This is a genomic window from Aliivibrio wodanis, assembly GCF_052920805.1.
Genome location: NZ_JBREXA010000001.1, coordinates 1,691,889 through 1,715,029, shown reverse-complemented (window position 1 = coordinate 1,715,029; position 23,141 = coordinate 1,691,889). Strand labels below are relative to the sequence as shown.

Annotated in this window: 33 protein-coding genes; 1 reads left to right on the top strand and 32 read right to left on the bottom strand. The window is 35.3% G+C overall.

The features are described 5' to 3' along the window. Window positions 1-2 precede the first annotated feature (2 nt). The 16 genes from ACU5DF_RS07800 to ACU5DF_RS07725 all read right to left on the bottom strand — a co-directional run bounded on the left by ACU5DF_RS07800 (window position 3) and on the right by ACU5DF_RS07725 (window position 12,402). Window positions 3-638 (bottom strand): OmpA family protein, encoded by a 636-nt coding sequence (locus tag ACU5DF_RS07800; protein ID WP_446712441.1) that lies wholly within the window; start codon window positions 636-638, stop codon window positions 3-5. After that, complete coding sequence (locus ACU5DF_RS07795; protein WP_446712440.1) at window positions 628-1,029, bottom strand: hypothetical protein; 402 nt, start codon at window positions 1,027-1,029, stop codon at window positions 628-630. The genes ACU5DF_RS07800 and ACU5DF_RS07795 overlap by 11 nt, the downstream gene beginning before the upstream one ends. After that, on the bottom strand, window positions 1,029-2,336 hold the full coding sequence (locus ACU5DF_RS07790) for a TadE/TadG family type IV pilus assembly protein (protein ID WP_045104103.1): 1,308 nt from the start codon (window positions 2,334-2,336) through the stop codon (window positions 1,029-1,031). Before ACU5DF_RS07790 ends, ACU5DF_RS07795 begins: the two co-directional genes overlap by 1 nt. Before the next feature lies 1 nt (window position 2,337). Further along, entirely contained in the window at window positions 2,338-2,907 is a 570-nt protein-coding gene (tadF, locus tag ACU5DF_RS07785) for a tight adherence pilus pseudopilin TadF (protein ID WP_045104104.1), read from the bottom strand. Beyond that, the gene (locus ACU5DF_RS07780; RefSeq protein ID WP_045104105.1) at window positions 2,882-3,382 is read right to left on the bottom strand and encodes a TadE/TadG family type IV pilus assembly protein; all 501 of its coding nucleotides are present in this window, start codon (window positions 3,380-3,382) and stop codon (window positions 2,882-2,884) included. The genes tadF and ACU5DF_RS07780 overlap by 26 nt, the downstream gene beginning before the upstream one ends. Then, on the bottom strand, window positions 3,383-4,147 hold the full coding sequence (locus ACU5DF_RS07775; protein WP_446712439.1) for a tetratricopeptide repeat protein: 765 nt from the start codon (window positions 4,145-4,147) through the stop codon (window positions 3,383-3,385). Beyond that, window positions 4,140-5,018, bottom strand: a complete 879-nt coding sequence (locus ACU5DF_RS07770; RefSeq protein WP_446712438.1) for a type II secretion system F family protein — start codon at window positions 5,016-5,018, stop codon at window positions 4,140-4,142. The genes ACU5DF_RS07775 and ACU5DF_RS07770 overlap by 8 nt, the downstream gene beginning before the upstream one ends. 1 nt (window position 5,019) lies before the next feature. Continuing rightward, window positions 5,020-5,937: a type II secretion system F family protein gene (locus ACU5DF_RS07765; protein ID WP_045104108.1), complete on the bottom strand. Its 918-nt coding sequence runs from the start codon at window positions 5,935-5,937 to the stop codon at window positions 5,020-5,022. Next, window positions 5,937-7,220, bottom strand: a complete 1,284-nt coding sequence (locus ACU5DF_RS07760) for a TadA family conjugal transfer-associated ATPase (protein ID WP_045104109.1) — start codon at window positions 7,218-7,220, stop codon at window positions 5,937-5,939. Before ACU5DF_RS07760 ends, ACU5DF_RS07765 begins: the two co-directional genes overlap by 1 nt. A 6-nt stretch (window positions 7,221-7,226) precedes the next feature. Beyond that, complete coding sequence (locus ACU5DF_RS07755; protein ID WP_446712437.1) at window positions 7,227-8,456, bottom strand: CpaE/TadZ family protein; 1,230 nt, start codon at window positions 8,454-8,456, stop codon at window positions 7,227-7,229. An 8-nt stretch (window positions 8,457-8,464) separates the two neighbouring features. Beyond that, window positions 8,465-8,995: a hypothetical protein gene (locus ACU5DF_RS07750; RefSeq protein WP_045104110.1), complete on the bottom strand. Its 531-nt coding sequence runs from the start codon at window positions 8,993-8,995 to the stop codon at window positions 8,465-8,467. Further along, window positions 8,992-10,320: a type II and III secretion system protein family protein gene (locus tag ACU5DF_RS07745; RefSeq protein ID WP_045104111.1), complete on the bottom strand. Its 1,329-nt coding sequence runs from the start codon at window positions 10,318-10,320 to the stop codon at window positions 8,992-8,994. The genes ACU5DF_RS07750 and ACU5DF_RS07745 overlap by 4 nt, the downstream gene beginning before the upstream one ends. A 10-nt stretch (window positions 10,321-10,330) precedes the next feature. Further along, window positions 10,331-11,137 (bottom strand): Flp pilus assembly protein CpaB, encoded by an 807-nt coding sequence (gene cpaB / locus ACU5DF_RS07740; RefSeq protein WP_446712436.1) that lies wholly within the window; start codon window positions 11,135-11,137, stop codon window positions 10,331-10,333. Window positions 11,138-11,145: 8 nt separating this feature from the next. Next, window positions 11,146-11,553: an A24 family peptidase gene (locus ACU5DF_RS07735; RefSeq protein WP_446712435.1), complete on the bottom strand. Its 408-nt coding sequence runs from the start codon at window positions 11,551-11,553 to the stop codon at window positions 11,146-11,148. Window positions 11,554-11,575: 22 nt separating this feature from the next. Continuing rightward, window positions 11,576-11,791 (bottom strand): Flp family type IVb pilin, encoded by a 216-nt coding sequence (locus tag ACU5DF_RS07730; protein WP_045104114.1) that lies wholly within the window; start codon window positions 11,789-11,791, stop codon window positions 11,576-11,578. Window positions 11,792-12,222: 431 nt separating this feature from the next. After that, window positions 12,223-12,402 carry a hypothetical protein gene (locus tag ACU5DF_RS07725; RefSeq protein WP_446712434.1) on the bottom strand — a complete coding sequence of 60 codons (180 nt, stop codon included), beginning with the start codon at window positions 12,400-12,402 and terminating at the stop codon, window positions 12,223-12,225. A gap of 141 nt (window positions 12,403-12,543) precedes the next feature. On the opposite strand from ACU5DF_RS07725, the gene ACU5DF_RS07720 reads away from it, so the two are divergent. Beyond that, window positions 12,544-13,293: a phosphatase gene (locus tag ACU5DF_RS07720; RefSeq protein ID WP_446712433.1), complete on the top strand. Its 750-nt coding sequence runs from the start codon at window positions 12,544-12,546 to the stop codon at window positions 13,291-13,293. A 95-nt stretch (window positions 13,294-13,388) separates the two neighbouring features. Here the strand turns inward: ACU5DF_RS07720 and ACU5DF_RS07715 are convergent, their stop codons facing one another. From ACU5DF_RS07715 to ACU5DF_RS07640, 16 genes are all read right to left on the bottom strand, one after another. Next, entirely contained in the window at window positions 13,389-14,984 is a 1,596-nt protein-coding gene (locus tag ACU5DF_RS07715; protein ID WP_446712432.1) for an ABC-F family ATPase, read from the bottom strand. Between the two features lie 259 nt (window positions 14,985-15,243). Next, a complete protein-coding gene (locus ACU5DF_RS07710) occupies window positions 15,244-15,969 on the bottom strand; it encodes an immunity protein TsiV2 protein (protein WP_446712431.1) in 726 nt (241 codons plus the stop codon). A 191-nt stretch (window positions 15,970-16,160) separates the two neighbouring features. After that, a complete protein-coding gene (locus ACU5DF_RS07705; RefSeq protein ID WP_446712430.1) occupies window positions 16,161-16,874 on the bottom strand; it encodes an immunity protein TsiV2 protein in 714 nt (237 codons plus the stop codon). Beyond that, the gene (locus tag ACU5DF_RS07700) at window positions 16,875-17,069 is read right to left on the bottom strand and encodes a hypothetical protein (RefSeq protein ID WP_446712429.1); all 195 of its coding nucleotides are present in this window, start codon (window positions 17,067-17,069) and stop codon (window positions 16,875-16,877) included. It abuts the gene before it with no gap. 16 nt (window positions 17,070-17,085) lie between these two features. Continuing rightward, window positions 17,086-17,268, bottom strand: a complete 183-nt coding sequence (locus tag ACU5DF_RS07695; protein ID WP_446712428.1) for an immunity protein TsiV2 protein — start codon at window positions 17,266-17,268, stop codon at window positions 17,086-17,088. Beyond that, window positions 17,256-17,741, bottom strand: coding sequence for an immunity protein TsiV2 protein (locus ACU5DF_RS07690; RefSeq protein WP_446712427.1), 486 nt, complete (start codon window positions 17,739-17,741; stop codon window positions 17,256-17,258). Before ACU5DF_RS07690 ends, ACU5DF_RS07695 begins: the two co-directional genes overlap by 13 nt. 68 nt (window positions 17,742-17,809) lie before the next feature. Beyond that, on the bottom strand, window positions 17,810-18,010 hold the full coding sequence (locus ACU5DF_RS07685; RefSeq protein ID WP_446712426.1) for a hypothetical protein: 201 nt from the start codon (window positions 18,008-18,010) through the stop codon (window positions 17,810-17,812). A gap of 87 nt (window positions 18,011-18,097) precedes the next feature. After that, window positions 18,098-18,823, bottom strand: coding sequence for an immunity protein TsiV2 protein (locus ACU5DF_RS07680; RefSeq protein WP_446712425.1), 726 nt, complete (start codon window positions 18,821-18,823; stop codon window positions 18,098-18,100). Continuing rightward, window positions 18,824-19,141, bottom strand: a complete 318-nt coding sequence (locus ACU5DF_RS07675; protein ID WP_446712424.1) for a hypothetical protein — start codon at window positions 19,139-19,141, stop codon at window positions 18,824-18,826. Between the two features lie 38 nt (window positions 19,142-19,179). After that, a complete protein-coding gene (locus ACU5DF_RS07670; protein ID WP_446712423.1) occupies window positions 19,180-19,905 on the bottom strand; it encodes an immunity protein TsiV2 protein in 726 nt (241 codons plus the stop codon). Continuing rightward, window positions 19,906-20,100 carry a hypothetical protein gene (locus tag ACU5DF_RS07665; RefSeq protein WP_446712422.1) on the bottom strand — a complete coding sequence of 65 codons (195 nt, stop codon included), beginning with the start codon at window positions 20,098-20,100 and terminating at the stop codon, window positions 19,906-19,908. It lies immediately after the preceding gene. Window positions 20,101-20,116: 16 nt separating this feature from the next. After that, window positions 20,117-20,830 (bottom strand): immunity protein TsiV2 protein, encoded by a 714-nt coding sequence (locus ACU5DF_RS07660; protein ID WP_446712421.1) that lies wholly within the window; start codon window positions 20,828-20,830, stop codon window positions 20,117-20,119. Continuing rightward, complete coding sequence (locus tag ACU5DF_RS07655; protein ID WP_446712420.1) at window positions 20,817-21,143, bottom strand: hypothetical protein; 327 nt, start codon at window positions 21,141-21,143, stop codon at window positions 20,817-20,819. The genes ACU5DF_RS07660 and ACU5DF_RS07655 overlap by 14 nt, the downstream gene beginning before the upstream one ends. Before the next feature lie 38 nt (window positions 21,144-21,181). Then, the gene (locus ACU5DF_RS07650; protein WP_446712419.1) at window positions 21,182-21,907 is read right to left on the bottom strand and encodes an immunity protein TsiV2 protein; all 726 of its coding nucleotides are present in this window, start codon (window positions 21,905-21,907) and stop codon (window positions 21,182-21,184) included. 191 nt (window positions 21,908-22,098) lie between these two features. After that, window positions 22,099-22,812, bottom strand: a complete 714-nt coding sequence (locus tag ACU5DF_RS07645; protein ID WP_446712418.1) for an immunity protein TsiV2 protein — start codon at window positions 22,810-22,812, stop codon at window positions 22,099-22,101. A gap of 64 nt (window positions 22,813-22,876) precedes the next feature. Next, window positions 22,877-23,110 carry a hypothetical protein gene (locus ACU5DF_RS07640; RefSeq protein ID WP_446712417.1) on the bottom strand — a complete coding sequence of 78 codons (234 nt, stop codon included), beginning with the start codon at window positions 23,108-23,110 and terminating at the stop codon, window positions 22,877-22,879. Between the last annotated feature and the right edge of the window lie 31 nt (window positions 23,111-23,141).

Here is a 23,141-nt window from a genome sequence, read left to right as displayed (position 1 = left end):
TATTATTTAATTTCAACACGACGATTTTGCTCACGGCTCTTCTCATCATTATTACTAGCAATAGGTTTTAATTCACCAGCAGATATAGAATCCAGTCTATTCTGTTCAATGCCATGAGATATAAGATATTTTTCAACTGATTCTGAACGTTTTAAACCTAATGCAAAATTATACTTTTCATCACCAATAGAGTCCGAATGCCCTTCTAGTGTTAAATTTTTTCCATTGATCTTTAAGAGCTTGATAATATTTCCTAATACATATTTCGATTTATCTGTTAAGCTTGCTCGATCAAAATCAAAATAAACTCGAGCCATTACCTCTCCACTGTCCATAGACTGTAAAAATCCATTAGTTAATAAAAACTCTGAACACTCTTCGCTGACTCCAGAACTTACAATTTGCTTATTAATAAAATCAAGAGTCGCATTATATTCACCTTCTTGCTCAATCTGATAAAAAGAGCCCTCATTCAGGTAAACACGAGTACCTTTCCCTACTGTGATTTTTTTCTCATATTCAACATTATCGTTACCGCAATAATAACTTAGCGCTTGATTATCAATAGATTGTGCAAAAGTCAAAGGGGATGACAATAAGGCTAATGCTGAAAGAGCCATGCTATATTTATTTTTCATTATTATTTTCCTGGTAAGTTGTTATTAAAACATTGATCAAGTTCAAGCCATAGATATCTAAACTATAATGTTGAATAATATCACCTGAGAAAGTCTCTACTACTTCTGGGATCTGAAGGGGCATTAACTCTGCTAGATAATAGCCTGTATTATCGTGAATATATGTCACCTCACCTCTAAATTCTTTTTTGGATTCTGAAATATCAATAACATAAATACGCTCTTGCAAGTCTTCGGCTTTTAATAATACATTATTTAGTTGATTAATGGTCGATTGATGCTGAACGATATCACTATTAATAAATATATAAGTTTTTACTTCTTTTGCTATTAATGAATAAGAAACAATAGTTAAAAATAGGAACATCCCTATTTTTTTTAATAAAATCATTATTTTAAATGCCCTATTTCTTCAGTGATAAGCTCTAAAATTCTATCTAAGATATCTTGCTTATTTTCTGCTTTATATACATTATTTACGCCTACACACTCTTTTAGTGCTATATTCTGATCTAATGGATAATCAAAACCTACAACAGCCATTTTAGCCTCTATTTTACGCCCATCATCCGTCTTATCATTATTCAACTCATTGGAAATAACGCCACAAAGGTTATGTGCTACTATCAATTCCTCACCAATTTTTTTGTACGATGGTTCACCATAATAAATATAACTTGGTTTACCATATACAGGTGTGTAATTTGGCTCATCATAGCCATCTGATAGAACAATTAAAATTCTTCTTGGATTTTTCCCTTTATTTAGTATTTGTGCTCCACGGATAATCCCCGAATATGATGCCGTTCCATCATTAGGATAGAAGTTATTTATTTCTGTTTTCACACGACTAAAGTCTTCGGTTAACAATATATCATCAAATATCGAACTGCTGGTTATTTGTGATTCACAGTTACTTTTATCGACAAAAATAGAACTTAGTGTTGAATTATAATTGACATTATTTCCATTATATTTTAATTGATCCACAAAACATGTCCGATTATAATAATCTGTATAACTCCTCGTATTTGTATTAAAAGGAATCACACTTACTTTATTAACCTGTCCGTTATTTAATTCATTAAATTTTTCTAATTCATCAATAACATCATTCATTACATTGATGAGATCCAGATACTTTGGGTTAGAACCACCAGCCCATGAGTTTTTCATTGAACCTGAAAAGTCAGCGGCAAATACAACATCTACGGCTTCACTTTGGTATTTACGTGCAGTGGCAGCACCTGCAACTGTAAAGCTATCACCAAAGCCAACAATAGCTTCATTACCTGGAAACCAAGACTTATGATCCGTTCTAGCTTCCACTTGGTATTGGAAAAATCGTGAATCTCCTTTTACTAATCCATCTTTACATTCTTTAATTTGATCACATGTTTTCTTAATCACTTTAAGATCTGAAACTTGTGTCATATCAATCATGTACTGTTCAATAAAGTCGGTCGCAATATCTCTATTTACTTGGCTTCCACTCCCAGTACCATTAGAATCTGTATTATCTGCGTTATGAGCAGAAATAGCTAAAGTCGCAACTTCTGCTGCATCTTGAATTCGAGCTTTAGATTGTAATGCTCTGGCTCCATCACTTGCTATGGTAAATAAACCAAATAAGACAGGGATGATCATGGCAAACAATATTGCTGCATGACCAGATTGTTTTGATAATGAATAATTCATATTATCTACCTATCATAATGGATGATGAACTTACTGTTGTGAAGTCAGAACCGAGCAAATCACCAATCCAGTTATCTGTTTCATAACATAAAGTGACTCTATATAAAGGAACTTGTCGATCCCAAGATGACATTACAGAAATATTTTTCAACTCTTGAAGAGTCCTAGAAACTGCACACGTTTGTTGAGCGAGATCATAACTAACAAATGAACTAACTACATTTTCACTCGAAAATTTAACCTCTTCGACTAGAACACCAAAATTACTCACATCAAAAGTACCCAATGTTCGCCTTAGTGAGTTACTCGCTATTTCTTCTAAATGTTGAGCATCTGTCCGTAATAAAGCTTTATTACTATCAGGATCATAAAATTGTGTCTGCTCTTTAACAATATTAACTAAAGAAAAAGAAAGTCGATCGAGCTTACCTTTTACTGATAATTTAATAATCACATCACCACTAAATGCTAGTAATAGACTAAAAAATATACCAACAATGGCAAACTCAACACTAAATGTACCGCGCTGCTTTATAAGGAAACGCTTAGATTTCAAATTCACTACGCTCATACTCCTGAATAACAATCACTTCGCGACTAAATACATTAGTTTCACTCATAAAATAAGTAAAAATCGAATTAAAATCATAATCAATTCTATAAATGGCCAAAGCACTTTTAACTTCTGAACCACATTCTGCAGATACGTTTTTATCTTCAGGTAAGCAAGGATCTTTTTGGGCAACTAGATCATCAATATCACTTAAATATTGAATTGAAATCCTAAAATTACTCGTATCAACGAGACCAGCCCATAATGAATCACTGTCATAAATAATATTTTCAAACGACTCTAAATACTTTTCTTCTTCTACTTTTGAACTACGGGATGCTTCTGCTATCGCAAGATCGCCAATTGCTGAGATGTAAGACATATATGACATTTCAACCCATGCCATGCACATTAACCAAAAACCAAAAAAACCAAGAGCGAACTCAATGGCAACAACACCTTTTTGATTTTTCTTATACTTAATTAGCCGCATCTACTCACCTACAACTGTATTTTTATCAGACAAAAGTTCTGTATCTTTTATACTAATAGTAGAGATACCTTTTAAAGCTATATATTTTTCTATAATCTCACGTTCAGAATACTTATCAGCCAATAATGATTGAACATAATTATAATTCCCTAATTTTGCCATTGCTAATAATAAGTTGGCCTCAACTTGATCATCTGATTGATTATTTAGGTATATTGGTAATAATCTTTGAACTGCTTTTTTATAATCACCATCAATAATATCTAATACTGCCAAATTATTCTTTATCTTTATATCGTCATATAAATGAGTACGAGCTAATGTAAAGTATTCTCTTGCTTTAATATAATCATGCTGGGCTGAATAAATCACTCCCAATAAATTTTCTATATCTGGATTATTTAGGTTCATATTCTCTGCAATTTTTGCAGTACGCATTGCTTGATCTAACTCTCCAAGCTCATACTCACTATTAGCTTGAATTATAAAAGCATCTACTTTAGCATTTTTTTTAGTTACTAAAGGGACCACAGTGAACAGTGAGGACTCTGGATCTCCTGACGTTAAATAAGCCTTAGCAAGCTTTAGACGTATTTCATCATCCTCTTTCTCAATAAGCTTATTCTTATATAAAGGTATAAGTTGTTGATAATTATTTGCCTTCATAAGCATAGTTTCTTTATTATGAAACTCTTGTAACCCTTCCTTTGAAGAGCAACCAATAAGTAAGGATAAACTAAGCAGATATATTATTCTTTTATACATTGACCATCATTCTCATTATTCCAGGGGCTGCTATCAAAATCACAATTGGTACCATTATAAATACGATTAATGGTATTGACATTTTTGCAGCTAACTTACCAATTTTTTCTTCTAACTCAAGCATTTGAACATCTCTGATGTCTGCCGCTAATGTCGTCAACACTGTATATATTGAAGTTCCATATTGTAAACTTTGCTTCAATGTCATTACAAAACTTCTCATTTCATTTGATGGAACACGTATATAAAGTTCATCTAATGCTTTAGCTAGACCTACAATTCGTGCTCTATCATTTGTTTTAACTAATACTTGAGTTAAGTCTTTATCAAACCCTGCCATTTCTTTACTTAAATAACTCATTGCAGCTTCAATGGTCATACCCGTTTGTACACAAACCGCCATCAAATCTAATAAATAAGGTAATTGCGTTGACACTTTATGAGTTAATTTTTTCGATTTACGATCTAACAATGCATCAGGTAAAATAATAATAATAACTAACCAACCAGAAGATAAAGCTATTATCATCGTCGTTTGTATCTCTTGTTGCTTAGTAAACCAAATAATTAATGCACTACCAATTAATAACACCATATATTTTATTGGCATATACAAAGAGGCATATTTAAAATCATAGAATCCAGCAGAAATAAATTTATTCTTTATCTCTTCATTATTAGAAGTAAATACTTTAGAAAAAAATCGTACAAAATAATTAATTTTTTGATGTTCTTTTTCTTTTTCTTGAAAAGCATCTAGTAATTTTTTTCTTTTGATTAATCTAAAAAAAACTAAACAAACTAGAAAGCCACCTAGAATTAAAAGGCTTAAAAAATAGAAAATCATCATTCTTGGTGATAACAAGTCCATTTTATTTAACTCCCTTCATTAGCGACCATACAATCGAAATACCAATAAATTCACTAACTAATACGTAATATAATATAGAACGACCATCTGGATGAAACATAATAAACTCATAGTTTTCAGGGCTTAAATATTGCAACATAAACAGAAAGAAAAATGGAATAGAGCCCACAATTTTAGCTGATGTACGAGCTTCAGAAGTTAATGCATACTTTTTCTTTTCAATTGCACGAGCATCAAACATTAAGCGATTTAAGCGTGACATAACCTCTTTTAACTGGCCACCACGCTGCATATTGGCACGTAATGTAATGACAAAAAAATGAAAAGAAGCATATGGAAATCTATGACATGACTTTCTAAACACACTATCTGGAGTATCACCAAGCTGTAGACGCTCTCCCATTACTTTAAACTCTTTACCTACTTCACCCTCTAATGATTTACCAACAAAAATAATCGCATGCATAATACTCTCACCAGCACTTACTGCACTCGCAAGCATATTCAATGCATCAGGGAATGATTCTTCAAATTGAGATTTTTCTCTCTTTTTAAGCCAGAGGTAGCCAAATATAATTGCAAGTACTTCCATAACAATGATTACATAAGTAATTGAAACCCTAAAGAATTGTTCATTTACCTTTACTGCCAATAATGCAACAGCCATAACAAATACAATGACTTTGACAAAAGCAAGCTTACCAAGTTGTCGATTAACATTACCCCAAATTTGCTCTATTTTTTGCTTTAAACTCTGATCAGATAATGACTTTAAGTTAATTGCTTGTTGATCATTATCCATTGAATCAATAAAGAGAGTTTGATTAAACTCTTGCATATAATCAACTTTCTTTTCTTTCTTTGACAATGCCAAATAAAGAAGTAAAACACCGCCAAAAATAAAAGCAAGAAAGTACATTAAACAGCTCCTGTAACTCTGAATGCGGTATTTAATTGCTCTTCTAAACCAAAGAATCGAGCTTTTTCAACTAACACTGAACGCTGCATTAATCCTGCTGTCACAAAGTTCCCTCTCACCTTTCCATCTTCAGATGCTTTACCCATTGGTTGAAAGCGGAATATTTCTTCCAAGACAACATTGGAACCTTCAATCCCTATCACTTCAGCAATACTCATAACTTTACGAGAGCCATCATGTAAGCGACTAATTTGAATTACAATATCAACTGCACTGACAATGGTCCGTCGAATAGCTTCAAGGGGTAAATTATTGGTTGCCATCATGACCATTGCTTCCACACGAGCTAAAGCATCTCTTGGTGTATTAGCATGCAATGTTGACATTGAACCATCATGACCAGTATTCATCGCTTGAAGCATTTCAAATGCTTCTGCACCACGACACTCACCAACAACAATTCGATCTGGGCGCATACGAAGTGAATTAATAACCAGATCTCTCTGGTCAATACTTCCTGTCCCTTCAATACCTGCTTTTCTTGTTTCTAATCGAACTACGTGAGGCTGTAATAATTTTAATTCTGCAGCATCTTCAATGGTAACTATACGTTCATTTTCTGAAATAAATTGAGACAATGCGTTTAACATGGTCGTTTTACCTGAACCCGTACCACCAGAGATAAGAATATTCAAACGGCAACGTGAAGCTATCATTAGCAATTGAGCCATTTCAGGGCTCATTGCACCAAATTCAACTAGCTTTGGAAAATCAATACTGTGTTTTTTGAATTTACGAATCGAAATAGATGTCCCATCAATAGAGATTGGTGGGATAACAATATTGACACGACTTCCATCTTCTAAACGAGCATCACACGTAGGTTGTGAGTCATCAACGCGGCGCCCTACACGAGAAGCAATACGTTTTGCTATCTGAAGTAACTGTTCTTCGTCAATAAAATTAACAACTGCTTTTTCGACAAGTCCATTACGTTCGATAAAAATATTCTCATGCCCATTGATCATAATATCACTGATCGATTCATCATCCATCAACGTTTGCAAAGGACCTAAACCATGTAATTCATCTACAAGGCTTCTTACAAAATCGCCACGAATGACCATAGGAACATTAATACCATCACGCTCTATTAATAGATCAATGGCATTACCTAATTGCTTACTTAATTGCTCTCGATTTAGCGAATTAACGGCTTCAGGCTCTAGAGCATCAAAGATTTTTTTTCGAATATGTATATATATAGTTTTAGAATCATGCATACGACATTACACTCTTTTTAATAGACGTTGTAATACATTACTTTTTAATTGATTCGGTTTTTCACCGATCAAAAGTGATGTCAGACGGCATAAACTTTCACTCATCTTCCCTTTTTGCTGATATAAGCGCTTTCCTTCTAAAAGAAGAGCATCTAATTTAGGTTCATAAGGGCAAGTAACATCAAGCGGTTGGCGTAAATATTTCTCAATTTCTTCCACCGAAACTGAGGCATATTTTTCTTGCATAGTGTAATTTAATACAATAAAAAAACGGGCTTTAGATTTAGCTTTCTCAAGATCAGATTTTACTTTTGTCGCTTCACGCAGGCTAGAAACTGTTGGCTCTAAGACAAGTAGAATGCTGTCACAATCTGAAGCTACATAATTTAAATCTTGACGGCTATTCGCTGAACGTGACAAGTCTTCGATAATAAAGTTAGTCTGCTTTGATAGCTCTTTATTTAAAGTGCCTACATAATCCTTTAGTTCTAATTCATTTAGCTCTTCTGATGTTAAAGCAAGGATTGATAGCATCTCGTTAATTTTACGAGTCATTCCTAACGCGTAATTCACATCTAGTGAACCTGATAGCGCACCTCTTTGGACTTTGCGTTTTTCAAATTGACGTAGACCCATTAAGATATCAAGATTTCCACCTTGAAAATTATGATCAACTACAATGCAATTACTATTTTTTTGCTCTGAAAGCTGAAACGCTATTTCAGATGTTAGCATTGAAGTACCAACACCTCCTTTTGAACCCCAAATAGCTACTTTCTTCGCTATACGATTTTGTCCAAGCCCACTATTTCTCATTCTATTGTCACTAACACTTCGAACGAAATCAATAAGTTCTTGTTTTGTAATCGGCCAAAATAAATAATAGAAACCCATTGCTTTTAAATTACGAATAGTAGAAATTGCATCCTCACTACCAATAACAATAACAGAAGCATTGTTTGGTAAAAGATGACTAATACGCTCCATATCCAAGCTAACATTAAGGCTATTATTAAGCTCTACTAATACGATTTCAATGCTTGCTTCACGGACATGCTGCTTAATATTACTATCACTATTTTCAATAATAGCTGGTGCAGTAATACCTTCAAATCGAAATGCTTCTAGAACTAACTCGCGGCATGCTTCAGTTTGGTGAAATAATACCGTTGTTAGCTTTTCTTCTTTTATCGTTGTTTGTTCTTCTTTTTTCAGAAGATCAACTAAATCAAACATGTGACCTCCTATTTATTAGTGTAGTCTGCATTAAGCGATTTATTTAACATTTTCTCTGGGTTGACCATTGATTGCCATCGGGCACTTTCAGAATAACATCCGTCACCAGGTTCACCATAATGCCCAACTTTGGGATACTGGCATACGCTTAATAACGCTTTATGTACCGTCACTTTAATTTCATAATCAAACCGTTCTCCAAAGCCCGCGCGGTTTTGTTCTACAGTAATATTGTGTTCGCTTACTCCTTTAATAAGTAAACGTTTCTGGGTTTCATTCACCCACTCTTTTCCAAGTTTAGTTCGCCAAGTTAAAGTGATTTTTTGCGTCAGAATCAATTTTTTATGCTCATTTAAAAATATATTTAATTCTTTTTCTGCACTTTTAAATTGCTCAGGCTTAACTTTCAAACTCAATGAATACGTTACAGGAACAACATCAACTTTTGTTCCATTTCGTTCACTAATATGTTCCGCACAACCACTAATAGATAAAGCAGCTAACACTAACAATACGGTTTTAGATACTATCTTAATCATTTTTTAAACCCACCTGTTGCCAAAACTTCATTTGCCCAATGCTGACTCGCCTTTTCATACGTTGCATCTAAAGCAAAAAAGCGTTGTAGAGTTGAGGTTTTTTCCATCGTAGGTAACTGAATTTGAGATGGATGAACAGGCTGTACAAGATTCACAGTCGCAACAATTATTAGTTCTGTTTTATTACGCTCTGTACCTGTTTTCCTAAATAACGCTCCTAGAATTGGAATATCACCAACAAAAGGAACTTTGCTAATAGATTCTTTATCTTCAGTGCTCAATAAACCACCTAAAACAAAACTTTGACCATCACCTAACTCAACGGTTGTACGGGCTTTACGTGTTTTTAATGCTGGTAGATTATAAGATTCATTACTGTATTGTGAATCAAGGGAGCTAACCTCAGGCATTAGTGACAGCTTAATTTTATTATCATTAAGTACTTTTGCCATTAGCTCTAAGCGAATACCAAATTCTTTATATAATACGTTCGTTCCACCATCAATAATGGTAACGACAGGTAACTCACCACCAACAAGAAAGCTTGCACTCTCACCAGAAATTACCGATAGGTTTGGTTCAGCTAAAATTTGTCCTACGGTGTCATCACCCATTGCCGTAATAACAGAAACAATATCACTCGCACTAAAACTTGTTATTTGGTCAACAAACTTACCTACTGATGCACTGTTGCTCCCATATTCAATACCGAACTCTTCTAAAAATGAATGCGATACCTCTGCTATCGATAACTTCACGTTAACCTGTTTGGTTGCTGCGACTTCAATATTATTCACTAGTCCATCAAAATGGCGGCGCTCCATAAACTCCATTTCATACTGATTCTCGCCTATATCCCATTCCAGATTAAAGTTTTCTGATTTTTTACCTAGTAATTCACCAACTAGGATATTTATATCATCTTTTTCTTTTTCTGTTGCCACAGTGCCATTTAATACGACTTGATCACCCAAGTTATAAATAGTAACTTCTGTATTAGGATATTTAAGTTGAATTTGTTGCTGTATGTGCACTAAACTTTTATTAATAATTAATTTACGAGAGGCCAAAGTCTCGCCATCTTCATCAAAAATAATCAAAGAAGTACTACCTAGCTTTTTGCCAAATACTACGACCTTTTTTTGATCGATGACTTGATAATCTGCTACCGTTGGATCTGATATAAATACAGAAGCAATATCATGTTTTGTTTTAATCGTTTGTGCGTCACCTTCTGCTAAATTCAAAATACGTGCAGCAAGTACTGGATGTGTAACTAAACCGATACTTACCATCAGTAAAACAGGCTTTAGTAATTTCAACATATTCTTGTCTCTACTTAATGGTTACTTCGTTTGCACGAAATTCTTTTACGGCTTTATAATCAGCTAAAACATCACCAGCATCTGCAGTTAAATCTGATAGCTTGTACTGCCCTATTGATTTATGAATTTCAATTTCAGCAATATGTTTAGCTACCGTCATTTTAGCTACTTGCTTTCGTGTTAATTCTAAAACGATGTGAATTTCTTCAAGTGAATTATCTGTACTATGCGTTTCTAGCGTACGACGCTGAACTTGTAGAACTTTAATATTGATTAATACTGGAGAGACAGAAACTGATTTAAATTGATTTGATCCCAGTTCACTGTTATCTAAAGATAATTTACTTCCACCAGCGGCTAAAGCAAGCACATCAATGTGAGAGCCATAGTTAATAACACCACCAACGATATCACTATGATTAACTTTAATAGCAAAAGGGACTTTATTTGGACTAATAACAAGATCGACAAAACCCACATCTTGTGAGGAAATGATATCTTCTGGGAATAAAGGGGCTCCCTTCAAGATGTCTCTATTATAAACAGCTTTTTTATCAAAATTGATATTGATATCATCTGTAATTGCTAATTGATTGGCTTCACTCTCTTTAATGATCTTTAACTCAAGAGCATTACGCTGTAGTAGCTCACCAAGTCGAACATCTTGCTTAACAAACCACACTTTAATAGTTTTTTCTTTTTGTATTTCAATAACAGCATTTGTTACTACTTTAGGCGGCTTTAAGCTACCTGCTAAGCCATATAGCCCAAATAAAATAGCCAGTATAGCTACTGCGATAATCGCTTTTGTTCTCATGTTTTATCCTAAAACGATGCAGCAATGCCAAATAACGAACCTAAACAAATTGGAACGCCATACGGAACTCCACGTTTTTTAACTTTCTCTAAATCAGTACATAAACCATAAAGGTAATACACCAATGCCAATACACCACCTAAAGCAGTGATAATGAATAAACTTAATGGTAGAAATTCTGGCGAGATTGCCAAAGAAAAAGCAAAGAGTAACTTAGTATCTCCTGCTGCTAATATATTGAATACATGTAGAAAAAAACCAATAATTAATATTACAAAACTGTATGGCAATATAGATAGGTCCCCAAGGAAACACATTTTTATAAAACATAAAGTTAAAATCAAAACTATCGTATTATTTGGGATTGTTCTTTTTTTGACATCAATATACATGATGAAAATTGATATGGTGGCCATAAGCCACCATGTATAAAACATATTAATTTACAGTATTTGCATCTGTAATGTTACTTGTAATCGTATCCATTGCACCTTGTAACGCACCTTCTAGGCCATTATCACTCTGAAACACAGCTAAAACGATTGCAGAGATAGCAACACCAATAATTGCATATTCAATTGCAGTTACACCACGTTGATCATTTTTGAAGTTTTGTAGCGCAATTGATGATTTAACAAATAGTTTAGTAAGCATTTCATGTCCCTTCTTAGGTATTTATAATATATCTGATAACAAAGACAGTGTGTTAGACTGCCTTTTCATTGACGGTGATAATACTGTCAATTTAATGTCAGATCAATAGCTCGTGGTTAATTTTAGTTACAAATTAACGCCATTATTTACAATAGACCTTATTGTCTTGCGAGGAACCTCTCATTAAACGGATGACTTTTACTTTGTATTCAAAAGCTTAGCCAATATCGTTTAAATTTTTTATCATAAATAAATGCGAGCAGTATCATTTATAAAATAAATTAAAACCATATTTTTTAGACATTGATCACATTTTTAGGTAGGAAATTTAGGAGGATTCGGAGAAGTAATTATAAAGCAGTTTATTTTTAATGATCTCTATTTGCTAGTTTATATGAATTATGTATCGCCATATTTATGACGCCTACATACTAACTACTCATCACCTCAGCAAGCATCTCTAGCTCTTCATCCGTTAACAGGTTATTGCTACCTTTCATCTTTATTGATGTTTTCTCTTGTAGCTTTTGGCTGATTGCATGCTGAAGGCTGCGTAATTGATATACGGTCAATTCGTTTAGCTCAATTTTCAGGGTATCTACATTAACCATAATAAACCTCAAATAATTTAACTTTCTTATTAATAGAATCAATCTTACTTATCTTTTTCTGCCATATGTCAGACAAATGTAAAAGCTAAAAGTTTCAAAAATCAGTTATACTACTGATATCGGTTTTATAGGGAGAAACAAATGCGCATTCAAGTAGATACACACACTCATACTTACGCTAGCGGTCATGCTTACAGTACAATCAGCGAAAATGCGCTTGCTGCCTCTCAGCTTCGAATTCCTATGTTTTGTACCACAGACCATGCCTCTTCAATGCCTGGAGCTCCTCATTATTGGTTTTTTAGTAATCAGAGAGTGTTACCTCGTTTTCTTCATGGCGTTGCTATAGTAAGAGGCTGTGAGGTTAATATATGCAATATTGAAGGCGACATCGATATACCCTCCTCTGTAGATCAAAACCTTGATTGGGTTATTGCAAGCTTCCATGAACCGGTTTTTCCTCCTCAAAATAAAGAAGTTCATACACAAGCTCTTTTGAATATTATTCAATCAGGTCGAGTTGATGCATTAGGTCACCTTGGAAACCCTAACTTTGATTTTAATTTTGAAGAAGTCATTCAATGTGCAGTTGATAACAACGTCGCAATAGAGATCAACAATACTTCTCTAAAAGGTGGCAGTCGCATTGGCAGTATTGATCGTTGCTATGAAATTGCTAAAGCAGCTAAAGAGCTAGGAGCCTATATCACCACAGGAAGTGATGCGCATTTCTGTGCGGATATTGGTAAGTTTGAAAAGGTAGAATTACTGATTGATTCTGTAGACTTTCCTGTAGAGAAAATAATTACTCATACTCCTAAGCAGTTCCTTCAATTTTTAGCACTACGTGGACGTACTTCTATCCCAGAGTTTGATGTATTCACTAATTAGCCTGAAGCTAAAGTTCACTTACTATAGATATAAAAAATGGAAGACTATCTCTAGTCTTCCATTTTTATTTATATCCAGAATGTTTTATTTCTGAACTAGCCTTTTAGACCTTGTTTTGTTAAGTACTCTTCATAAGTACCGTGGAAATCGTTAACGCCATCTTTAGTAAGTTCAATAATACGTGTTGCAATAGAAGATACGAACTGACGGTCATGAGATACAAACATTAATGTTCCTTTGTAGTTCTCAAGCGCCAAGTTCAATGCTTCGATTGATTCCATATCCATGTGGTTTGTTGGTTCATCCATAAGAAGGATGTTTGGCTTTTGCATGATTAGCTTACCAAATAGCATACGACCTTGCTCACCACCAGAAATTACTTTTACAGATTTCTTGATGTCACTTTGAGAGAAAAGCATACGACCAAGGATACCACGAACTACTTGCTCGTCATCGCCTTCTTGCTTCCACTGACCCATCCAATCTAATAACGTTAAGTCTTCCGCGAAATCATGTCCGTGATCTTGAGCATACATACCAATGTTATGATTCTCAGACCATTTAATCATGCCTGACATTGGATCCATTGCACCAGCAAGTGTGTTTAGTAACGTTGATTTACCAATACCATTTTCACCGATGATTGCAATACGCTCACCCACTTCAACCATTAGGTTTACACCATTGATTAAAATGTTTTCGCCATAGCCTTGTTTTAGACCTTCAACTTCTAACGCATTACGGAAAAGAGGTTTTTCTTGGTCAAAACGAATGAACGGAGATTGGCGGCTAGATGCTTTAATCTCTGTTAGTTCAATTTTATCCAAACGCTTTTGACGAGATGTTGCTTGTTTTGCTTTCGATGCGTTTGCAGAGAAACGGCTTACGAACGTTTGTAAATCAGCAATCTGTGCTTTCTTCTTCGCATTGTCTGCTTGAAGTTGTTCACGAGCTTGCGTTGCTGCTGTCATGTATTCATCGTAGTTGCCAGGGAATAGGCAAATATTTCCGTAATCGACATCAGCCATGTGTGTACATACTGCGTTTAAGAAATGACGGTCATGCGAGATGATGATCATTGTGCAGTTACGAGCCAGAAGGATTTCTTCTAACCACGCGATAGTATGCATATCCAAGTTGTTCGTTGGTTCATCAAGAAGCATGATGTCTGGTTCAGCAAATAATACTTGAGCTAGTAGAACACGAACTTTAAGGCCTGGAGCAACTTCGCTCATTAAACCAAAGTGTTGTGACTCAGGAAGACCTAGGCCTAATAGAAGTTCACCAGCACGAGCTTCTGCTGAGTAGCCATCCATTTCACCGAATTCAGTTTCTAAATCGCCAACACGCATACCATCTTCATCTGACATTTCAGGCAAAGAATAGATACGGTCACGCTCTTCTTTTACTTTCCATAGCTCTTTATGACCCATGATCACAGTGTCGATCACTGTGTATTCTTCAAATGCAAACTGGTCTTGACCTAATTTAGCCATACGCTCATTAGGATCAGTAGATACTGTACCGCCAGACTGTTCTAACTCGCCACCCAAAATCTTCATAAAGGTAGATTTACCACAGCCGTTTGCGCCGATTAAACCGTAACGGTTACCGTTACCAAACTTAACAGAAATATTTTCAAAAAGTGGCTTATCGCCAAATTGCATTGTGATGTTAGCAGTCGTTAGCACAGTACATTCCAATTAGTTATTCAAATAGACATAAAAAAACTGGCCCATATGTCCAGCTTTTCGAATTTCAGGCGATTATAGCAGCATTTGTGATTTACATCACTGTTTATTCTGCCTTATTATTTTTCAGTAACTTAACTAATTAGTTTTCATATTAAAAATTATCAAATCAACAAAAAATCGACAATCATAGTCGCCCTAATATCTTCAGCTTAATAATGTTATAAATACAATTATCCATACATCAAAAATCAATAAATCACTCTGCAACTTCATCTTGCTGATAAATTGGATGTTTATATTTATCATTTAGTCTTTTAATTTTGGCAACTTCCATTTCTGGGAAAAGTGAAATCAAATGAGTTAGCAACTCAGCTTTTTTTTCGAGAGTCGGCGTATATATATCACCTACATATTCAAAGCCTCCCTTCCCAGGGACTGAGAGTGAAAGTACACTATCGTTCATCACATTAAAAACAACACTGCGTTCATCAATGAATATATGGCTCTTATCTACGCTTGACTGGAAATTTGTCATCCCAAATGACATGAGCGCAAAAGCCCCTGCACCAACAAAAGCCAGTGGACCAAACATAAACGCAACGATAATACAGACCACAATGCCAACCCAAGCAAAGCCTCGCGCAATTTTATAAGCCACTTCTGGGATCATGTCTTGTTCAGTGTAATGAACCCCCATTGGAGTTAGGTGATAACAAAAATGTTTATCAGGAAAAAATAAGTATCTCACGACCAGCATTCCAGCTATTGCACAACCTGTAAAAAACCAAAATTCATTACTCCATAAAGGAATACTTTCAACACATATTAGAAATAAAGGTAAAAGCCAACCAATAACAGTAGCGACTCCCCAAACTACTAATTTATCCTTTAAGCCTCCTCCTATATCCTCCCAACTGTAGATAATCTTTGCCTTATATAGCTGCTCTTTTAACTTATCTATTTTTTCTTTAGAACTCATCATTCACCTCAACTTTAACAGTGCGATGCACGCTACCTTTCCGTGCTTACGATATAACGAGTTCACCGTAGCTATTACCTAACTGTTCATGCTCTGATGCTTGCCAGTTAAAAGGCAAGCTAATACAGACCATAATGCTATCTCGAATTATAACGCCTAAATCTAATAGGTAGGTCAATTTCGATTACTTCATTCTAATCTTGAATGAAAATAGGGTGCTTAAACATATCATTTAACTTAGCTAACTCTACGTACTCTATATTTTTTTGGCTATTTTGAATCGCTGTTATAATTTGTTTCTTTTGCTCTAAAGAAGGTACGTAAAAGTCTCGACGACAACAATAATCAGGAGCTGTATTACTGTCTACTCTGAACATAGTATCGTTAACTGGATTAAATAAAATTGGCCGATCAGAGAAAAAAACTTCATGCTCTTGTATCGTTGACTGGAAATTCGTCATCCCAAATGACATGAGCGCAAAAGCCCCTGCTCCAACAAAAGCTAAAGGGCCAAACATAAAGGCAACGATAATACAGACCACAATGCCAACCCAAGCAAAGCCTCGCGCTATTTTATAAGCCACCTCTGGGATCATGTCTTGTTCAGTGTAATGAATCCCCATTGGAGTTAGGTGGTAGCAATAGTCTTTATCGGGTGCAAATAAATATCTCGATACAAAAATCATAACTAAGCTAACAGAAGAAAATAACCAAAAAGCGGGTTCCGTCATAGCATCCTCCTCTACAATTAACAAAAAAGAAGGAAATAATGCCCCTGTTAAAATTGCGCATAACCATCTTACTTTCTTATAAAGCTTTTGCCCTGCGCCAGTATACCTCCAACGATATATAACCTCTGATTGATACAATTGCTCTTTTAGTTGCACTATACTTTCAGGTGAGTTCATTTATTCGCCTATCATTTCGATCATACGAGTTGCAAGTTCTTTCAACGAAGGGGATATCAAAAGCTCACCCTGGCTATTACCTGAAGCAATATAACCTAGCTGATCATGCTCTGATACTTGCCAGTTAAAAGGCAAGCTAATACAGACCATAATGCTATCTCGAATTATAACGCCTAAATCTAATAGGTAGATCAATTTCGATTACTTCATTCTAATCTTGAATGAAAATAGGGTGCTTAAACATATCATTTAACTTAGCTAGCTCTACGTACTCTATATTTTTTTGGCTATTTTGAATCGCTGTTATAATTTGTTTCTTTTGCTCTAAAGAAGGTACGTAAAAGTCTCGACGACAACAATAATCAGGAGCTGTATTACTGTCTACTCTAAACATAGTATCGTTGACTGGAAATTCGTCATCCCAAATGACATGAGCGCAAAAGCACCTGCTCCAACAAAAGCTAAAGGGCCAAACATAAAGGCAACGATAATACAGACCACAATGCCAACCCAAGCAAAGCCTCGCGCTATTTTATAAGCCACCTCTGGGATCATGTCTTGTTCAGTGTAATGAATACCCATCGGAGTTAGGTGGTAGCAATAATCTTTATCGGGTGCAAATAAGTATCTCCCTATAAACACCAACGTCGTTGATAAAATAAAGAGCCCAAAAAAAACAGGTGAGTCTACTGCCAGGTCAGTAACCGACCAAAGAAACAATAGTGGTATCCCTCCCGAAAATATTGACAAAATCCAATAGGCTAAATTAGTGTATTTTTGACCCGCGCCCTGATACTCCCAAGAATAAATTGTATTCGCTTTGTAAAGTTGATCTCTTAGCCGTTTTTTTTGTTCATCTGCATTCATTTAGTTCACATCCATATTAATTGTTCTAATAGAAGATTCTTTAAATTCAGGTGATAAACAAGGTCACCTTAGCTATTACCTGAAGCAATATAACCTAACTGTTCATACTCTGATGCTTGCCAGTTAAAAGGCATATTAACGAAGACCGTAATGGTATCTCGGGTTGTACCGCCTAAATCTAACCGATAAACTGGATTTCCCGTTTCATCTTTACTCCAAATACCATTTTGTTCGTTTATAACCACTGCTGATTTTAATGAAGAAGTCACATAACTATATTTATGTTTGTTCTGGTTTGTTAGGAGTATTAAAGAGCATTGTTTAACCTTATTGAATATCTGATGCCTATAAATAAATCACTCTGAAACTTCATCTTGCTGATAAATAGGATGCTTGTATTGATCATTCAATCTTTTTATTTCCATGATTTTCATATTTATGAAAAGTGATTGTAAGTTGGTAAGTAACTCCATTTTTTCTTCGAGAGTCGAAGTGTATACAAGCCCTTTATATTGAAGCTTACCTTTTTCAGGGATCGTAAATGACACCACTCCATCATTAATTATGTGAAAAACAACACTGCGTTCATCAATGAATATATAGCTTTTATCTACGGCTGACTGGAAATTCGTCATCCCAAATGACATAAGCGCAAAGGCACCTGATCCAACAAGAGCCAGTGGACCAAACATAAACGCAACGATAATACAGACCACAATGCCAACCCAAGCAAAGCCTCGCGCAATTTTATAAGCCACTTCAGGGATCATGTCTTGTTCAGTGTAATGAATCCCCATTGGAGTTAGGTGGTAGCAATAGTCTTTATCGGGTGCAAATAAATATCTCGATACAAAAATCATAACTAAGCTAACAGAAGAAAATAACCAAAAAGCGGGTTCCGTCATAGCATCCTCCTCTACAATTAACAAAAAAGAAGGAAATAATGCCCCTGTTAAAATTGCGCATAACCATCTTACTTTCTTATAAAGCTTTTGCCCTGCGCCAGTATACCTCCAACGATATATAACCTCTGATTGATACAATTGCTCTTTTAGTTGCACTATACTTTCAGGTGAGTTCATTTATTCGCCTATCATTTCGATCATACGAGTTGCAAGTTCTTTCAACGAAGGGGATATCAAAAGCTCACCCTGGCTATTACCTGAAGCAATATAACCTAGCTGATCATGCTCTGATGCTTGCCAGTTAAAAGGTATATTAACTAAGATCGCAATGGTATCTCGGGTTGTGCCGCCCAAATCTAACCGATAGACTGGATTTCCCGTTTCATCTTTACTCCAAATACCATTTTGTTCATTTACTACCACCTCTGATTTTAATGAAGACGCCAAATAACTATATTTATTTTGTTCTGGTTTGTTAGGAGTATTAAAGAGCATTGTTTAACCTTATTGAATATCTGAGGCTTATAAATAAATCACTCAGCAACTTCATCTTGCTGATAAACAGGATGTTTATATTGGTCATTTAACCTTTTTATTTTGACAATTTCCATTTCAGGGAAAAGTAATTTTAAATGGGATAACAATTCCGTTTTTTGTTCGAGGGTCTGAGTATATATATCACCTATATACCCATACGCACCTTTTTCAGGGATCGCTAATGACACCACTCCATCATTAATTATGTGAAAAACAACACTGCGTTCATCGATGAATATATGGCTCTTATCTACGGCTGACTGGAAATTTGTCATCCCAAATGACATGAGCGCAAAGGCACCTGATCCAACAAGAGCCAGTGGACCAAACATAAACGCAACGATAATACAGACCACAATGCCAACCCAAGCAAAGCCTCGCGCAATTTTATAAGCCACCTCAGGGATCATGTCTTGTTCAGTGTAATGAATCCCCATTGGAGTTAGGTGGTAGCAATGGTTTTTATCGGGTGCAAATAAATATCTCGATACAAAAATCATAACTAAGCTAACAGAAGAAAATAACCAAAAAGCGGGTTCCGTCATAGCATCCTCCTCTACAATTAACAAAAAAGAAGGAAATAATGCCCCTGTTAAAATTGCGCATAACCATCTTACTTTCTTATAAAGCTTTTGCCCTGCGCCTGTGTACCTCCAACGATATATAACCTCTGATTGATACAATTGTTCTTTTAATTGCACTATACTTTCAGATGAGTTCATTTATTCGCCTCTCACTTCGATCATACGAATTGCAAATCCTTTCAACGAAGGTGATATCAAAAGCTCACAGTGGCTATTACCTGAAGCAATATAGCCTAACTGATCATGCTCTGATACTTGCCAGTTAAAAGGCAAGCTAATACAGACCACAATGCTATCTCGAATTATAACGCCTAAATCTAATAGGTAGATCAATTTCGATTACTTCATTCTAATCTTGAATGAAAATAGGGTGCTTAAACATATCATTTAACTTAGCTAGCTCTACGTACTCTATATTTTTTTGGCTATTTTGAATCGCTGTTATAATTTGTTTCTTTTGCTCTAAAGAAGGTACGTAAAAGTCTCGACGACAACAATAATCAGGAGCTGTATTACTGTCTACTCTAAACATAGTATCGTTAACTGGATTAAATAAAATTGGCCGTTCAGAGAAAAAAACTTCATGCTCTTGTGTCGTTGACTGGAAATTCGTCATCCCAAATGACATGAGCGCAAAGGCACCTGCTCCAACAAAAGCCAATGGACCAAACATAAAGGCAACGATAATACAGACCACAATGCCAACCCAAGCAAAGCCTCGCGCAATTTTATAAGCCACCTCTGGGATCATGTATTGTTCAGTGTAATGAATCCCCATTGGAGTTAGGTGGTAGCAAAAATGTTTATCAGGAAAAAATAAATATCTTACGACCAGCATTCCAGCTATTGCACAACCTGTAAAAAACCAAAACTCGTTACTCCATAAAGGAATACTTTCAACACATATTAGAAATAAAGGTAAAAGCCAACCAATAACAGTAGCGACTCCCCAAACTACTAATTTATCCTTTAAGCCTCCTCCTATATCCTCCCAACTGTAGATAATTTTTGCCTGATATAGCTGCTCTTTTAATTGATCTATTTTTTCTTTAGACCCCATCATTCACCTCAACTTTAATAGTGCGAGTAATGTTATCTTTCCGTGCTGGTAATATAACAAGTTCACCTTGGCTATTACCTGAAGCAATATAGCCCAACATATCATGCTCTGATGCTTGCCAGTTAAAAGGCATATTAACTAAGATCGTAATACTATCTCGGGTTATACCGCCTAAATCTAAACGATAAATTGGATTTCCCGTTTCATCTTTACTCCAAATACCATTTTGTTCATTTGCTACCACCTCTGATTTTAATGAAGACGCCAAATAACTATATTTATTTTGTTCTGGTTTGTTAGGAGTATTAAAGAGCATTGTTTAACCTTATGGAATATCTGAGGCTTATAAATGAATCACTCTGCAACTTCATCTTGCTGATAAACAGGATGTTTGTATTGGTCATTTAACCTTTTTATTTTGACAATTTCCATTTCTGGGAAAAGTGATTTTAAATGGGATAACAATTCAGCTTTTTGTTCGAGGGTCTGAGTATATATATCACCTATATACCCATACGCACCTTTTTCAGGGATCGCTAACGACACCACACCATCATTAATTATGTGAAAAACAACACTGCGTTCATCGATGAATATATGGCTCTTATCTACGGCTGACTGGAAATTCGTCATCCCAAATGACATGAGCGCAAAAGCCCCTGCACCAACAAAAGCCAGTGGACCAAACATAAACGCAACGATAATACAGACCACAATGCCAACCCAAGCAAAGCCTCGCGCAATTTTATAAGCCACTTCTGGGATCATGTCTTGTTCAGTGTAATGAACCCCCATTGGAGTTAGGTGATAACAAAAATGTTTATCAGGAAAAAATAAGTATCTCACGACCAGCATTCCAGCTATTGCACAACCTGTAAAAAACCAAAATTCATTACTCCATAAAGGAATACTTTCAACACATATTAGAAATAAAGGTAAAAGCCAACCAATAACAGTAGCGACTCCCCAAACTACTAATTTATCCTTTAAGCCTCCTCCTATATCCTCCCAACTGTAGATAATTTTTGCCTGATATAGCTGCTCTTTTAACTTATCTATTTTTTCTTTAGAACTCATCATTCACCTCAACTTTAACAGTGCGATGCACGCTACCTTTCCGTGCTTACGATATAACGAGTTCACCGTAGCTATTACCTAACTGTTCATGCTCTGATGCTTGCCAGTTAAAAGGCAAGCTAATACAGACCATAATGCTATCTCGAATTATAACGCCTAAATCTAATAGGTAGGTCAATTTCGATTACTTCATTCTAATCTTGAATGAAAATAGGGTGCTTAAACATATCATTTAACTTAGCTAACTCTACGTACTCTATATTTTTTTGGCTATTTTGAATCGCTGTTATAATTTGTTTCTTTTGCTCTAAAGAAGGTACGTAAAAGTCTCGACGACAACAATAATCAGGAGCTGTATTACTGTCTACTCTGAACATAGTATCGTTAACTGGATTAAATAAAATTGGACTATCAGAGAAAAAAACTTCATGCTCTTGTATAGTTGACTGGAAATTTGTCATCCCAAATGACATGAGCGCAAAGGCACCTGCTCCAACAAAAGCCAATGGACCAAACATAAAGGCAACGATAATACAGACCACAATGCCAACCCAAGCAAAGCCTCGCGCAATTTTATAAGCCACCTCTGGGATCATGTCTTGTTCAGTGTAATGAATCCCCATTGGAGTTAGGTGATAACAAAAATGTTTATCAGGAAAAAATAAATATCTTACGACCAGCATTCCAGCTATTGCACAACCTGTAAAAAACCAAAATTCATTACTCCATAAAGGAATACTTTCAACACATATTAGAAATAAAGGTAAAAGCCAACCAATAACAGTAGCGACTCCCCAAACTACTAATTTATCCTTTAAGCCTCCTCCTATATCCTCCCAACTGTAGATAATCTTTGCCTTATATAGCTGCTCTTTTAACTTATCTATTTTTTCTTTAGAACTCATCATTCACCTCAACTTTAACAGTGCGATGCACGCTACCTTTCCGTGCTTACGATATAACGAGTTCACCTTAGCTATTACCTAACTGTTCATGCTCTGATGCTTGCCAGTTAAAAGGCATATTAACTAAGATCGTAATACTATCTCGGGTTATACCGCCTAAATCTAAACGATAAATTGGATTTCCCGTTTCATCTTTACTCCAAATACCATTTTGTTCATTTGCTACCACCTCTGATTTTAATGAAGAAGTCACATAACTATATTTATTTTGTTCTGGTTTGTTAGGAGTATTAAAGAGCATTGTTTAACCTTATTGAATATCTGAGGCCTAT

Excerpts from the sequence above, each read along its gene's own strand:
- ACU5DF_RS07780 (WP_045104105.1), bottom strand. The coding sequence starts at position 3,382 with ATGCGGCTAATTAAGTATAAGAAAAATCAAAAAGGTGTTGTTGCCATT.
- ACU5DF_RS07695 (WP_446712428.1), bottom strand. The coding sequence starts at position 17,268 with ATGTTTAGAGTAGACAGTAATACAGCTCCTGATTATTGTTGTCGTCGA.
- ACU5DF_RS07655 (WP_446712420.1), bottom strand. The coding sequence starts at position 21,143 with ATGCTCTTTAATACTCCTAACAAACCAGAACAAAATAAATATAGTTAT.
- ACU5DF_RS07750 (WP_045104110.1), bottom strand. The coding sequence starts at position 8,995 with ATGATTAAGATAGTATCTAAAACCGTATTGTTAGTGTTAGCTGCTTTA.
- ACU5DF_RS07660 (WP_446712421.1), bottom strand. The coding sequence starts at position 20,830 with ATGATGGGGTCTAAAGAAAAAATAGATCAATTAAAAGAGCAGCTATAT.
- ACU5DF_RS07705 (WP_446712430.1), bottom strand. The coding sequence starts at position 16,874 with ATGAACTCACCTGAAAGTATAGTGCAACTAAAAGAGCAATTGTATCAA.
- ACU5DF_RS07640 (WP_446712417.1), bottom strand. The coding sequence starts at position 23,110 with ATGCTCTTTAATACTCCTAACAAACCAGAACAAAATAAATATAGTTAT.
- ACU5DF_RS07745 (WP_045104111.1), bottom strand. The coding sequence starts at position 10,320 with ATGTTGAAATTACTAAAGCCTGTTTTACTGATGGTAAGTATCGGTTTA.
- cpaB (WP_446712436.1), bottom strand. The coding sequence starts at position 11,137 with ATGAGAACAAAAGCGATTATCGCAGTAGCTATACTGGCTATTTTATTT.
- ACU5DF_RS07650 (WP_446712419.1), bottom strand. The coding sequence starts at position 21,907 with ATGATGAGTTCTAAAGAAAAAATAGATAAGTTAAAAGAGCAGCTATAT.
- tadF (WP_045104104.1), bottom strand. The coding sequence starts at position 2,907 with ATGAGCGTAGTGAATTTGAAATCTAAGCGTTTCCTTATAAAGCAGCGC.
- ACU5DF_RS07645 (WP_446712418.1), bottom strand. The coding sequence starts at position 22,812 with ATGATGAGTTCTAAAGAAAAAATAGATAAGTTAAAAGAGCAGCTATAT.
- ACU5DF_RS07770 (WP_446712438.1), bottom strand. The coding sequence starts at position 5,018 with ATGGACTTGTTATCACCAAGAATGATGATTTTCTATTTTTTAAGCCTT.
- ACU5DF_RS07675 (WP_446712424.1), bottom strand. The coding sequence starts at position 19,141 with ATGCTCTTTAATACTCCTAACAAACCAGAACAAAATAAATATAGTTAT.
- ACU5DF_RS07755 (WP_446712437.1), bottom strand. The coding sequence starts at position 8,456 with ATGTTTGATTTAGTTGATCTTCTGAAAAAAGAAGAACAAACAACGATA.
- ACU5DF_RS07730 (WP_045104114.1), bottom strand. The coding sequence starts at position 11,791 with ATGCTTACTAAACTATTTGTTAAATCATCAATTGCGCTACAAAACTTC.
- ACU5DF_RS07680 (WP_446712425.1), bottom strand. The coding sequence starts at position 18,823 with ATGAACTCACCTGAAAGTATAGTGCAACTAAAAGAGCAATTGTATCAA.
- ACU5DF_RS07790 (WP_045104103.1), bottom strand. The coding sequence starts at position 2,336 with ATGAATTATTCATTATCAAAACAATCTGGTCATGCAGCAATATTGTTT.
- ACU5DF_RS07735 (WP_446712435.1), bottom strand. The coding sequence starts at position 11,553 with ATGGCCACCATATCAATTTTCATCATGTATATTGATGTCAAAAAAAGA.
- ACU5DF_RS07670 (WP_446712423.1), bottom strand. The coding sequence starts at position 19,905 with ATGAACTCATCTGAAAGTATAGTGCAATTAAAAGAACAATTGTATCAA.
- ACU5DF_RS07690 (WP_446712427.1), bottom strand. The coding sequence starts at position 17,741 with ATGAATGCAGATGAACAAAAAAAACGGCTAAGAGATCAACTTTACAAA.
- ACU5DF_RS07795 (WP_446712440.1), bottom strand. The coding sequence starts at position 1,029 with ATGATTTTATTAAAAAAAATAGGGATGTTCCTATTTTTAACTATTGTT.
- ACU5DF_RS07800 (WP_446712441.1), bottom strand. The coding sequence starts at position 638 with ATGAAAAATAAATATAGCATGGCTCTTTCAGCATTAGCCTTATTGTCA.
- ACU5DF_RS07720 (WP_446712433.1), top strand. The coding sequence starts at position 12,544 with ATGCGCATTCAAGTAGATACACACACTCATACTTACGCTAGCGGTCAT.
- ACU5DF_RS07760 (WP_045104109.1), bottom strand. The coding sequence starts at position 7,220 with ATGCATGATTCTAAAACTATATATATACATATTCGAAAAAAAATCTTT.
- ACU5DF_RS07775 (WP_446712439.1), bottom strand. The coding sequence starts at position 4,147 with ATGTATAAAAGAATAATATATCTGCTTAGTTTATCCTTACTTATTGGT.
- ACU5DF_RS07765 (WP_045104108.1), bottom strand. The coding sequence starts at position 5,937 with ATGTACTTTCTTGCTTTTATTTTTGGCGGTGTTTTACTTCTTTATTTG.
- ACU5DF_RS07725 (WP_446712434.1), bottom strand. The coding sequence starts at position 12,402 with ATGGTTAATGTAGATACCCTGAAAATTGAGCTAAACGAATTGACCGTA.
- ACU5DF_RS07710 (WP_446712431.1), bottom strand. The coding sequence starts at position 15,969 with ATGATGAGTTCTAAAGAAAAAATAGATAAGTTAAAAGAGCAGCTATAT.